General features: G+C 63.7%; 13 protein-coding genes. 5 read left to right on the top strand and 8 right to left on the bottom strand.

Going from position 1 to position 10,707, the window contains the following annotated elements:
• Positions 1-46 precede the first annotated feature (46 nt).
• The 3 genes from ASN89_RS25230 to ASN89_RS25220 form a co-directional block, all read right to left on the bottom strand.
• Positions 47-232: a CsbD family protein gene (locus ASN89_RS25230; protein WP_034759763.1), complete on the bottom strand. Its 186-nt coding sequence runs from the start codon at positions 230-232 to the stop codon at positions 47-49.
• Positions 233-407: 175 nt separating this feature from the next.
• Positions 408-1,052 (bottom strand): class I SAM-dependent methyltransferase, encoded by a 645-nt coding sequence (locus tag ASN89_RS25225; RefSeq protein ID WP_058051174.1) that lies wholly within the window; start codon positions 1,050-1,052, stop codon positions 408-410.
• 70 nt (positions 1,053-1,122) lie between these two features.
• A complete protein-coding gene (locus ASN89_RS25220) occupies positions 1,123-3,207 on the bottom strand; it encodes a M13 family metallopeptidase (protein ID WP_058051173.1) in 2,085 nt (694 codons plus the stop codon).
• Between the two features lie 289 nt (positions 3,208-3,496).
• On the opposite strand from ASN89_RS25220, the gene ASN89_RS25215 reads away from it, so the two are divergent.
• Both ASN89_RS25215 and ASN89_RS29110 read left to right on the top strand, forming a co-directional pair.
• Positions 3,497-3,748 (top strand): flagellar protein FliT, encoded by a 252-nt coding sequence (locus ASN89_RS25215; RefSeq protein ID WP_307788907.1) that lies wholly within the window; start codon positions 3,497-3,499, stop codon positions 3,746-3,748.
• An 88-nt stretch (positions 3,749-3,836) separates the two neighbouring features.
• A complete protein-coding gene (locus ASN89_RS29110) occupies positions 3,837-3,989 on the top strand; it encodes a hypothetical protein (RefSeq protein WP_161911801.1) in 153 nt (50 codons plus the stop codon).
• Positions 3,990-4,144: 155 nt separating this feature from the next.
• Here ASN89_RS29110 and ASN89_RS25210 read toward each other — a convergent pair whose 3' ends face one another.
• Entirely contained in the window at positions 4,145-5,269 is a 1,125-nt protein-coding gene (locus ASN89_RS25210; protein ID WP_058051171.1) for a FimV family protein, read from the bottom strand.
• A gap of 172 nt (positions 5,270-5,441) precedes the next feature.
• Here ASN89_RS25210 and fumC point away from each other — a divergent pair, with 172 nt between their 5' ends.
• The 3 genes from fumC to ASN89_RS25195 all read left to right on the top strand — a co-directional run bounded on the left by fumC (position 5,442) and on the right by ASN89_RS25195 (position 7,543).
• Positions 5,442-6,836 carry a class II fumarate hydratase gene (gene fumC / locus ASN89_RS25205; RefSeq protein ID WP_058051170.1) on the top strand — a complete coding sequence of 465 codons (1,395 nt, stop codon included), beginning with the start codon at positions 5,442-5,444 and terminating at the stop codon, positions 6,834-6,836.
• Positions 6,837-6,931: 95 nt separating this feature from the next.
• Entirely contained in the window at positions 6,932-7,153 is a 222-nt protein-coding gene (locus ASN89_RS25200; RefSeq protein WP_035825476.1) for an RNA-binding S4 domain-containing protein, read from the top strand.
• Positions 7,154-7,258: 105 nt separating this feature from the next.
• The gene (locus ASN89_RS25195; protein WP_034759786.1) at positions 7,259-7,543 is read left to right on the top strand and encodes a hypothetical protein; all 285 of its coding nucleotides are present in this window, start codon (positions 7,259-7,261) and stop codon (positions 7,541-7,543) included.
• A 4-nt stretch (positions 7,544-7,547) separates the two neighbouring features.
• On the opposite strand, the gene ASN89_RS25190 is transcribed toward ASN89_RS25195, so the two are convergent.
• From ASN89_RS25190 to mobB, 4 genes are all read right to left on the bottom strand, one after another.
• Entirely contained in the window at positions 7,548-9,167 is a 1,620-nt protein-coding gene (locus ASN89_RS25190) for a DUF692 family multinuclear iron-containing protein (protein WP_058051169.1), read from the bottom strand.
• Positions 9,168-9,184: 17 nt separating this feature from the next.
• Positions 9,185-9,487 carry a DUF2282 domain-containing protein gene (locus ASN89_RS25185; RefSeq protein WP_058051168.1) on the bottom strand — a complete coding sequence of 101 codons (303 nt, stop codon included), beginning with the start codon at positions 9,485-9,487 and terminating at the stop codon, positions 9,185-9,187.
• Positions 9,488-9,737: 250 nt separating this feature from the next.
• Complete coding sequence (locus ASN89_RS25180) at positions 9,738-9,938, bottom strand: YjfB family protein (RefSeq protein WP_034781856.1); 201 nt, start codon at positions 9,936-9,938, stop codon at positions 9,738-9,740.
• Between the two features lie 57 nt (positions 9,939-9,995).
• A complete protein-coding gene (mobB, locus tag ASN89_RS25175; protein WP_058051167.1) occupies positions 9,996-10,532 on the bottom strand; it encodes a molybdopterin-guanine dinucleotide biosynthesis protein B in 537 nt (178 codons plus the stop codon).
• Positions 10,533-10,707: the final 175 nt, after the last annotated feature.

Below are 10,707 nucleotides of genomic sequence, written 5' to 3'. Positions count from 1 at the left end.
CCGCCTGTCTCGCGACAGGCGTCGGTTTTTTTATGCGTGCGTCAGATTACGGCTTGCGCGTGACGGTTTCCACCGCGTCTTTCACATCGCCAACCTTCTTCTGCACTTTGCCTTCGACCTGGTTTGCCAGGCCCTTGGCTTGCTGTTCTTCGCTGCCGACGACCTTGCCAGCGGCTTCCTGGATTTTACCGCCGACTTCCTTCAGTTTACCTTCGACTTGATCTTTGTTCATGATAAATCCTCACTGTAGTTGGTACATCTGTTGTCCTGCCCCGAAGGGCCGGTACTGCGGCTCACACGCTGTTGCAAACTGCTTGCTGCGTGTCGATGTGTCCATACTACGCTTGAGGTTGCAAAAACTATGTACGGTCCCTAACACATGCCAAAAATCAGCTAATTACGCGAAATCAGCCCGCTTTGCGCCATACCGTCGCCAGCCACGGCTGCTGCTCGCGCGGCAAGCCGGGGGGACGGTAGTATTGCTCGACCAGGGTAAAACCGGCCGCCTGCACGTACGCGGCCCACGTCGCTTCGTCGTGGTAGCTGCCGTAGCGCGCGCCGTTCCAGCCTTCCTGGTTCTGCCCGCGCGGATTCGAACTGAACAGCACGCCGCCCTCCTTCAGGCACGCGTACAAAGCGCGCAGCACGCAGGGCAGAACAGCGCTGGGCACGTGGAACAGCACGGCATTCGCGAATACGCCGTCGAAGTGCCCGGCAGGCAAATCGAGGTCGACGAAATCCTGCTGCCACACGGTGCAGCCGCTGTAGGCGCGCGCCATCTCGACGAAGCGGGGGCAGCCATCGACACCGGTGGCGTGGTGGCCCATGGCCGTGAACGCCTTCAGATCGCGGCCCGGGCCGCAACCGAGGTCGAGAATCGCCAAAGGCGCCGGCTTGCCGATGGCGTTCAGCAACGCGCTGATGTTCTGGCTGACGTCGTGGTCGCGCGTGCCTTCGAAAAACTGCTCGGCGCTGGCGTCGTAATGGGCCAGGGTGCGCCCGGTGATGGCGTGGATGGGGTCTTGCTGATCTTGCGGTGGGGTCGGATTCATGGCGGTCCTGTCGATATGTTCCGCCATTTTACGGTGCCGGCGCGCTGCGTGCCGGCACCGTCACCATTTGCTACCAGACGCGCACGCGCTGTTCCGGCGCCAGGTACAGCTGCTGCCCCGGCTTGACGTCGAAGGCCGGGTACCAGGCGTCGAGGTTGCGCACGGTGGCGGCGCGGTATTGCGCCGGCGCGTGGCCATCCGTGAGGATTTGCTGGCGCGCCGCCGCTTCGCGCGCCTTGCTGCGCCAGCTGACGCCGTAACCGGTGAAGAAATCGCGGTCCACACCCGCCTGCGCCGGCTTGCCCTGCTGCGACAGGGTGAACGCGTCATGCGCGGCCGCCACGCCGGCCAGGTCGGCCAGGTTTTCGCTCAGGGTCAGCTGGCCATTCACGGCCAGGTCGGGGAACGGCTTGTAGGCCGCGAACTGCGCCACCAGTTGCTTCGAGGCAGCCTGGAAATGCGCCAGGTCCGCTGGCGTCCACCAGTCGCGCAACTTGCCCTGGGCGTCGAACTGCGCGCCCTGGTCGTCGAAACTGTGGCTGATCTCGTGGCCGATGGTGGCGCCGATGCCGCCATAGTTGGCCGCGTCGGATGCCTGCGGGTCGAAGAACGGCGGCTGCAGGATGGCGGCCGGGAAATTCAGCGCATTTTGCAGCGGCAGGTTGACGGCATTGACCAGCTGCGCCGGCATGGCCCAGGCCTTGCGGTCGGGAGACTGGCCCAGCTTGGCCAGTTCCTGCTGGTAATGGAATTGCTCCGCCCGCTGCACATTGCCCAGCGCATCGCCGCGCACGACGCGCAAGCCCGCATAATTTTCCCAGCGTTCCGGATAGCCGACGCCCACGTACAAGGTCTTGAGTTTTTCCTGCGCCTGCGCCTTGGTGGCGGGCGCCATCCAGTCCAGCTTGTCGATGCGGCGCGAGAAGGCGGCGACGATATTCGTCACCATGTCTTGCACGCGGGCTTTCGACTCAGCCGGGAAATAGCGGTCCACGTACAGCTTGCCGACGGCGTCGCTCAGGGCCGCATTCGTCGCGGCCAGCGCGCGCTTGCTGCGCGGCGACTGCTGCGGCGTGCCGCTCAGGGCGCTGCCATAGAAGGCAAAACGCTGGTCGGCGGCCGCCTTCGGCAAGGTGGTGCTGAAATGGTTGATCGCGTGGAAAGCCAGGAAATCCTTCCACGTGGCCAACGGCACGCTACCCACCAGTGCGGCGCTGCCCGTCATGGCCGTCGGGTGCCAGACGATGAAATCCGTCTGCTTGCCCAGGCCAGCCGCCTGGAAGAAGGCTTTCCAGTCCAGCCCAGGCGCCTTGCTGGCGAAGTCGGCGGCGCGCCACGCGTTATTGCCCTTGGCGACATCGGCTGAATCCTCGCGGCTGGCGTGGCTGGCGGCAATTTGCTGCTCCAGCGCAAACACGCGCGCGGCGCGGGCCGGCGCATCGCTGTAGCCGGCCTGCTTGAGCATGGCGGCGATATGCGCCTGGTAGCCCGCACGCAAGCCCTGCATGCGGGCGCTGTCGCTCTGGTAGAAGGCGCGGTCGGGCAAGCCCAGTCCGCCCTGCAGCAGATAAGCCACATTGCGCGTGGTGTCGTTCAAGTCTTGCGCCACCCACAGGCCGAACAGGTTTTCCGTATAAAAATTGGTGGCGTTGAGCGGATCGACATCGGCGCGCAGGCTCTCGCCCAGCGCGCGGGCCAGTCCTGCCTGGTCGCGTATGCCATCGATCTTCTTCAACAGCGGCTTGATCGGCGCCCAGCCTTTCGCTTCGATAGCCGATTCATCCATCCAGGAACGGTAAAAATCGCTGACCTGGCGCGCCGAGGCATCGGCCTGCGGCGCCGCCGCCAGGCCTTCGACGAGAGCAATGATGCGCTCGTTGGTGGCGTTGGCGAGACTGGCGAACGAACCCCAGCTGCTGCGGTCGGCGGGAATTTCCGTGTTGCGCAGCCAGTCGCCATTCACGTAATCATAGAAATCGTCGCCGGGCAAGACCGCCGTGGGCGCCGCCATCGCGGCGGCGGGACTGGCGGCCGCCTCCTGTCCATGCGCGTGGACGGCGCCCCCGGCCAGCGCGATGCCGGACAGGGCCAGCACCATGGCGCGCTTGCGCCAGGGACCGTGGAAAGAGGAAGCGGCAGCAGTTGCAACGCGCATGGTGATCCTTTCAGGCAAAGTAACGACAGTAGTGTGCAAAATCATAACGCGTTTTGAGGCGCCGCAACACACTCCCCTGTCACCACGACGCCAGCAGGCATGCGGCTTGACGGGCGATTCCGGCAGCAGCCGAGCAATCATCTAAATTATTTTCACTTTTTTTTCAAAAATACCCTCAAGTTCCCCTAGAACCTGCCGTTAATCTGGACAAGCGGTAATCCATTCACTAGTTACGGGTGTGCTCATGACCTCCAACGACGTTCTTTCGATGTATGAAAATATTGCAGGAATGACCAACAAAATGGTCGTGGCCGCACGTTCGAGCGACTGGGATGGCTTGGATACCCTGGAAAACCAGTGTGCCAGCGCCGCCAGCGCGACCATGACAGGCAAGGTGCCTGCCCTGGCCGGCGCCTCGCGCCTGCGCAAGATCGACTTGCTCAAGCAAATCCTGGCCAACGACCGCGAAATCCGCGCCATCACGGAACCGTGGATGACGCAACTGCCGAACGCCATGCAGGGTTCGCGCGCCCGCATGTAAGAAAGCTTGCAGCACCGGAAACGACAAAAGCACCCGCGGGTGCTTTTTTTACGTCTGCCGCCATGCCTGGAAGCAAGGAGGCGGGAATGTGGAAGGCGAGCCCCAGGTATCTCCTGGCGTCGCCTCGCTGCCGGTTGCATCCGGCGTTCGCGAGCACATCGTCGGCATCGCGAACCGCTTCCAGACCCAGGCGTTTATGCAACGCTACACCTGGTTTGCCGCGCCACACTATCGTTGGTGACTGCGCCAGGCTGGGGCTGTTTTGTCGCAGAGCAAGTCCACTGAATTAATCATATCACCATCTTTAAGAAATAGGCAACGCGATTGGCCAGCGTTTCCATGTATTTTTTCAATATCTTTTTTTATATCAAATTGTAGTGCAGCCTTGCAGCACAATTATCGCGAGAACGGCTCCGGCTCCGGTTCGCTCGCTCCCTCTTCCACCGCCTCCGTCAGTACGGGCACATCCTTTTTCTTGCGGCCGAATGGCTTGCGCAGCAAGACCCAGTATTTCGACGGCGCGCCAGGCCCCGTCGCCTGCTTGCGTTTGCGCACGATATACACGATGACCGCCGTCAACAGCAGGAAGAGCAAGGTGCCGATACCGAGCCACAGCAGGCCGTTCCCGCCCGCCTTCTTGTCCTTGTCAGCGGCTGGCGCCGCGTGCAATGGCTTGGGCTTGGCATGGGGCGTCTGCGCCTCGGCGGGCGCGGCGACTGGCGCAGCGGCAACGGTGGCGGGCAGCGCCAGCGCCTTTTGCAAGGCGCCGAGCTTGCCTTCCAATTCTCCGAGCTTTGCATTCAGGGCCGTGTTTTTCTCATCCAGCGCCATGCACGCTTGCGCCTGCTCCATATCGGCTTGCGGCGCGCAAGCGGCCACGGGCGCCGTGGCGCGGCGCGGCGGACGCAACACGGGAGCCATCTGAGTGGGCGCGGCGGGCGGCGACACGAACACACGCGGCGGGCGCACGAGGCCCTCGGCGCGCGCGCGGGCCGCCAGTGCGGCGGCGTCGGGCGACGGCGCCAAGGGGGCAGGACGCGGCAACGGCAACGACGTTGGCATGGCCGCCGTAACGGCAGGCCGGACTGGCGCACTGACGGGGGCGGCGGCGGGCGGCGCCGGTGTCAGCCACAAGGTAGCCAGGCGCACGACGGCGCCATTGCCATTGCCATTGCCCAACAATAAGTACAAATGCACGTGACCCGCCTGGATCGCTTGCCGCGTAGCCACACGCACATACTGGCGTCCACCGCGTTCCAGCGGACTGATCGTCAAGGTTTGCAAGGCCTGGTCCATGCCAATGCCGCCGCCCCGGTACACATCGGGCGAAGCCAGGCGCACGGCCACGCCCTTGGCTTCCTCGGGCGCCAGGGCCGTCAGTTCGATTTCGGCCAGCAGGGGCTGGCCCACATGCGACAGCACCGCCATCTCGCCCAGCTCGGCCGCCATCACAGGCGGCAAGGCCAGGCTGGCGGCGGCGCACGCGATCAGGGACCAACGGGGAAGAATGCTGCTCTGCATGGACTGATCGCTTTGATAACAGGATAAATAATGGGGACTCGCCTGTCTTTAACGGCAGGAAATCGCAAAAATATAGATGGGCCATGGCAAAAATGATGCAATACAGCATCATCCTGTGTCTTTTTGACGCCTGGAGTACACTCGATCCACCTCTATCGATGAAAGGGATGTCATGAGTAGCAGAATCGAACGCGACAGTTTCGGCCCGATCGACGTACCCGCCGACCGGCTGTGGGGAGCGCAAACGCAGCGCTCGCTCGAGCACTTCCATATTTCCACGGAAAAAATGCCGCCCGAACTGATCGCCGCCCTGGCCACCGTCAAGCGCGCGGCCGCCCACGTCAACCTGGACCTGGGCCTATTGGATGGCAAGAAAGCCGTGGCCATCACGCAGGCAGCCGACGAAGTACTGGCCGGCAAGCACGACGCAGAATTCCCGCTGGCCGTCTGGCAGACGGGCTCTGGCACGCAAAGCAATATGAACATGAACGAAGTGCTGGCCAACCGCGGCTCCGAGCTGATCGGCGGCCTGCGCGGCGCCGAGCGCCTGCTGCACCCGAACGACGACGTCAACCTGGGCCAGTCCTCGAACGACATCTTTCCCACCGCAATCCACGTGGCGGCCGCCCTGGCCGTCGCCAACACGGTCTTGCCGCCGCTGCGCCAGCTGCGCGCCACCCTGGACGCGAAGGCCACGGAATTTGCCGACATCGTCAAGATCGGCCGCACCCATTTGCAGGATGCGACGCCGCTGACCCTGGGCCAGGAGTTTTCCGGCTACGTGGCGCAGCTGGATTTTGCCGAGCACATCATCACGGCATCGTTGCCGCCGCTGCTGCAGCTGGCCGCCGGCGGCACGGCCGTCGGCACGGGCTTGAATGCCCACGTGGAATTTGCCGGCCGCATCGCACAAGAACTGGCGCGTCTGACGGGCCAGCCGTTCGAAACGGCCAGCAACAAGTTTGCCGCGCTGGCCGCCCACGACGCCCTCGTTGCCGCCCATGGCGCGCTGAAAACCCTGGCCACGGCCCTGATGAAAATCGCCAACGACGTGCGCTGGATGGCGTCCGGCCCCCGCTCCGGCCTCGGCGAAATCACCATCCCCGAAAACGAGCCGGGCAGCTCCATCATGCCGGGCAAGGTCAACCCCACCCAGTGCGAAGCGCTGACCATGCTGTGCTGCCAGGTGTTCGGCAACGACGTGGCCATCACGGTGGGCGGCGCCTCGGGCAATTTCGAGCTGAATGTCTTCAAGCCATTGATTGCGCACAACTTCCTGCAAAGCGCGCGCCTGCTGGGCGACGGCATGCGCAGTTTCGACGAGCATTGCGCCCACGGCATCGCACCGAACCGTGAGCGCATCGCCGAACTGATGGAGCGTTCCCTGATGCTGGTCACGGCGCTGGCGCCGCACATCGGCTACGACAAGGCGGCGCAAATCGCCAAGCAGGCCCAGCATGAAGGCACGACCTTGAAGGAAGCGGCGCTGGCACTGGGCTTTGTAACGGAAGAGCAATTCAGCGCGTGGATCGTGCCCCTGGAGATGACGCGCCCCAACAAAAGCTGACTTCCACCCTGCATTGCTGGCGGCTTCAGGTAAACTAGGAGTTAGTTGAGGTCGTCATCAAGTGTTGAAAACACATCATTGCAATAAGGGATACAATGCAAAAAGTAAGCTTTGATTTAACATCCGAGTTCGTCGAGCTGAACCAGCTGTTGAAGCTGGTCGGCCTGTGCGACAGCGGTGGCGCAGGCAAGGTCATGGTCGATAGCGGCGTGGTGAAGGTCGATGGCAAGAAGGAATTGCGCAAGACCGCCAAGATCCGCGCCGGCCAGGTCGTCAGCGTGGGCGATATCCGTATCACGGTCGTCGCTCCAGTGTGACCCCGGCATGGGGCGCGAAAGCAGCCCCATGCCAGCCAGGTGCCTGGATCAAGCTGCAACACGTCGTTATTGCCAGATGAATATCGATTGCAGAAGGGAAGCGCCATGGACCATCCCGAACAAGGTACGCGCAGCCAGGAACGCCTGATTGGCGACTTGCGCCAGGTAATAGAAAACGCGGAAGAATTGCTGCGTAACACAGACAAATACACCAGCAGCCTGTACCAGAGCGCGCGCGCCCGGCTGGAACTGGCCCTCGTCGCGGCCACGGCCGAGCTGGCCCGCTTTGAAGAAGAGCAAGTGACGCGCATGATGGACGCCACCCTGGCCGCGAATGCCCTGTACCGCGATCAGACGGGCGAAGCGCGCCTGCTGCGGGCTTTCGAATAGACAGTCACGCCGTCAACACCGCATGCGCCAGCCACTGGCGCAAGTGTGCGGCCAGGTCGAACGCCGGGTCCAGTTCGAACGCCGCATCGAGCGCGGCGCCAAATGTCTCATCTTGCTGTAAAGCCAGCAAGGCTGCATGCGCAGCCGCATCCAGTATCAGCACCTGCGCTTTCCAGCGCGGCCGGCATACGAGCGCATAGCTGGCCACCTGCATATCCTGCGGAAACATTCCCTGCCCTTCACCATCCTGATGCGCCTGCCACAGGGCCGCCACTTGCCAGTTGAAGGCCAGCAAAACGCAAGCGGGATGCAAGGTAAAACAGCGCGCTTCCAGTTGATCAGGATGCAGGGCGGCCAGCGACTCGGGCGCCAGACCCTGCGCATCGGCCGCGTAATGGGCCAGGTGCACGGCCCATTCCAGGCGCGCCATGTCCGGCAGATAGGGCAACTGCGCCACGGGCGGGAATACAGCGAGAAAATCGGCGAAACGCTCGCCAAACTGATTCAAATCGGCGCTATCGGATGGCATCCGCCGGCCATACGCGCGCACCAGGCCGCCAAAGAATGCCTCGCCCACCAGCGCCAGCACGACGGGGTAGGCGTGGCCCAGGGTACGGCGCCACGTGGCGCCCAAATTGCCGCGGTATAGTGAAAAACGCTGCGGTATTGATTCTCCCGCGAACGATGGCAGGGGCGCCATAGCATCGAGCAAGGCCGTGGCAAACGCTTGCTGGCCGGCCGCCAGCGCGTCAAGCGACACGGGCGATGGCGGCGGCAGCGCCGCTCCCTGCCAGGGTGCCTGCGGTGCATGACGCGCCAGCATGGCCTGCGCCTTGTCCGCCTCGCCCAGCAAGATATCGGGCGGCGGCAAGTCCGTATCCCATTCGACCAAAGTGGGCACGGCGCCAAAGCGCCGCAAGGCGGCCGCATATAACTCCCAGACGGGCTCGGCAACGGTAGCGCCATGGTGGTCGATCACGGCGTGCGGCGTCAGCAAGTGGCCGCCCAGGTGCAGCTCGCCCACGCTGCCCGGCGCGATGGACTGCATGGCAAGCATGGCGTCCTCGCCGTGGTTGCACTGGTTCACATACAGGTTGTTGATATCGAGCAGCAGCCCACAGCCGCTGCGGCGCGCCAGCTCCGCCAGGAATTGCGCCTCGCTCATGGCATCGTCGGCAAAACGCAGGTAAGTGGAGACATTCTCCAGCAAGATCGGTCTTTTCAGCACATCCTGCACCCGCCCCACTCTTGCGCACAGCAAGTCCAGGGCGGCGCCATTCAAGGCCAGCGGCAAGAGATCGTTGAGTTGCCGCTGCGCCACAGCGCCCCAGCTCAGGTGTTCCGACACGAGGGCCGGCTCGATGCGCTCGACCACGGCACGCACGCGCCGCAGGTGCGCTTCCGAAAAACCGTGCGCGGAGCCCAGGCCCAGGCCTACGCCATGCAGGCTGATCGGGTAATCCTCGCGCAGGGTCTGCAGCACGTGCCAGTCCCAGCCAGACGGCTGCAGATAATTTTCAGTGTGCACTTCCAGCCAGCCGACCTTGGGGCGGCGCGCCAGAAAGTCGCGGTAATGCGCGGCGCGCAGGCCGACGCCGGCAAGCGCCTGGATGGGCGGCGGCATGGGCAGGCGGCGGACGCTTAGGGCTGGGTGGCCGGTTTGGCAGCCTTGCCGGCCTTGATGGGTTTGACGGAGCCGCCCGCCTGTTCGCACGTGCCCTTGGCAACGTAGGTCCATTCCGTGGGCAGGTTGTCCGCCTCGGCCTGGCCAGCGCAGGAATGCGCGCCATCGGACGAGGCGCAATCGTTCTGCCCCGCCTTGGCCACGCCATAGCATTTTTCCTTGTCGCCGGGAGCGGGGCCATCATGCGCGGCCGCGTTGATGGCGGTGCCGGCACAGATGCCCGCGAGGGCGGCGGCGATGAGAGCTTGACGTTTGTTCATGGGATTCCTTTTGCTTGGGTCAAAGTAATCGTAAATCACGGCACGCCTCTGGCTGCACGATGGGCAACCCGAAGTGATGGACGCCATTTTACTGAATCGGCCGTGCCATGGCGAATCATGTTCAATCAGTCAATTTTACAGAGCCGGGAAGAACAGCGGAAAGGCAAACAAAAACGCCCACTCGCCACCGTCGATGACGGTGGTGTGGGCGTAGCTGGAGCGAGCGCCAGGCTGGCGCTGCGGACCGCGCTCAGGCAGTCGTATTAATGCGGTTACCGAGGTGGGCAGGCAGGCTCGGTGCCGACTGTACTGGCGGCAACGCTGCCAGCAAGGCAGTGGCAGTCGAGCTTTGGATATCCTGGGCTTTTTTCAGGACAGTCAAGCCGACGGCTTGCCGCGTGCCTGTCTCCGCCATCGTGGTTGACAGTTGAGCAATGCTTCCGACGTCCATACGTTTCTCCAATGAGGTTCTACCCTTGTTAACGGATGCCGCCGGCAAACCTTTAGCTTATTTTTCCAGCTTATTTTCCAACTGCAGCAGCAACCATGCCAGCACGTGCTCGCGCGCATTCAAGTCCAGCCATTGCACGCCCTCGCGCAGGTCAGCCGGCGCCGGACTGTCGGAAGCGACGGCGATCACATGCGGGTCATGCGGATACAGGGGCGCCTGCCCCACTTCCGGGCGGAACACTTCCAGCTTGGGGATGGGGTCCGTCTTGAATCCCTCCACCAGGGTCAGGTCTGCCGGCCCCATGCGGGCCAATTGCTGCGCCAGGCTCGGCTCGGGCGCGCCACGCAGCTCATGCACGATGGCAAAACGATACGGCGACGCCACCAGCACTTCCGCCGCCCCGGCCATGCGCAGGCGGGCACTGTCCTTTTGCGGCGGTTCCAGCGCCAGGTCATGGTGGCTGTGCTTGACCAGGTTGACGCGCAAGCCGCGCGCCGCCAGTTCCTTCACCACAAATTCCAGCAGGGTCGTCTTGCCGCTACCGGAACGGCCGATCACACCGAGTACAGGGTGTGCGGGCATCGCATCGTGCATGGTCACTCCTTGATTGAGAAGGAATGATTATACGCAGCCGCACGGGCGCGACCGCTGGCGCATCGTCCAGCGCCTCACCCAAGTCAAGCGCCGGTGGATTTCCCGCCACCCCTGGCGCCGGCGGGCGGCGGCTGGCCGCCCTGCCGCCGGCGCCTGCCCGCCGGCTTCGGCGCTG

This window comes from Janthinobacterium sp. Ant5-2-1 (genome assembly GCF_001445815.1).
Taxonomy (GTDB): domain Bacteria; phylum Pseudomonadota; class Gammaproteobacteria; order Burkholderiales; family Burkholderiaceae_D; genus Janthinobacterium; species Janthinobacterium lividum_E.
The sequence above is the reverse complement of the archived record's forward strand: the minus strand, read 5'-3'. Positions and strand labels throughout refer to the sequence as shown.

What these genes read in the sequence shown, in the direction of transcription:
- ASN89_RS25180 (WP_034781856.1), bottom strand. Translation starts at nt 9,938, where the DNA reads ATGGACGTCGGAAGCATTGCTCAACTGTCAACCACGATGGCGGAGACA.
- ASN89_RS25220 (WP_058051173.1), bottom strand. Translation starts at nt 3,207, where the DNA reads ATGCGCGTTGCAACTGCTGCCGCTTCCTCTTTCCACGGTCCCTGGCGC.
- ASN89_RS25190 (WP_058051169.1), bottom strand. Translation starts at nt 9,167, where the DNA reads ATGCCGCCGCCCATCCAGGCGCTTGCCGGCGTCGGCCTGCGCGCCGCG.
- ASN89_RS25195 (WP_034759786.1), top strand. Translation starts at nt 7,259, where the DNA reads ATGGACCATCCCGAACAAGGTACGCGCAGCCAGGAACGCCTGATTGGC.
- ASN89_RS25185 (WP_058051168.1), bottom strand. Translation starts at nt 9,487, where the DNA reads ATGAACAAACGTCAAGCTCTCATCGCCGCCGCCCTCGCGGGCATCTGT.
- ASN89_RS25210 (WP_058051171.1), bottom strand. Translation starts at nt 5,269, where the DNA reads ATGCAGAGCAGCATTCTTCCCCGTTGGTCCCTGATCGCGTGCGCCGCC.
- fumC (WP_058051170.1), top strand. Translation starts at nt 5,442, where the DNA reads ATGAGTAGCAGAATCGAACGCGACAGTTTCGGCCCGATCGACGTACCC.
- mobB (WP_058051167.1), bottom strand. Translation starts at nt 10,532, where the DNA reads ATGCACGATGCGATGCCCGCACACCCTGTACTCGGTGTGATCGGCCGT.
- ASN89_RS25225 (WP_058051174.1), bottom strand. Translation starts at nt 1,052, where the DNA reads ATGAATCCGACCCCACCGCAAGATCAGCAAGACCCCATCCACGCCATC.
- ASN89_RS25230 (WP_034759763.1), bottom strand. Translation starts at nt 232, where the DNA reads ATGAACAAAGATCAAGTCGAAGGTAAACTGAAGGAAGTCGGCGGTAAA.
- ASN89_RS25215 (WP_307788907.1), top strand. Translation starts at nt 3,497, where the DNA reads ATGACCAACAAAATGGTCGTGGCCGCACGTTCGAGCGACTGGGATGGC.
- ASN89_RS25200 (WP_035825476.1), top strand. Translation starts at nt 6,932, where the DNA reads ATGCAAAAAGTAAGCTTTGATTTAACATCCGAGTTCGTCGAGCTGAAC.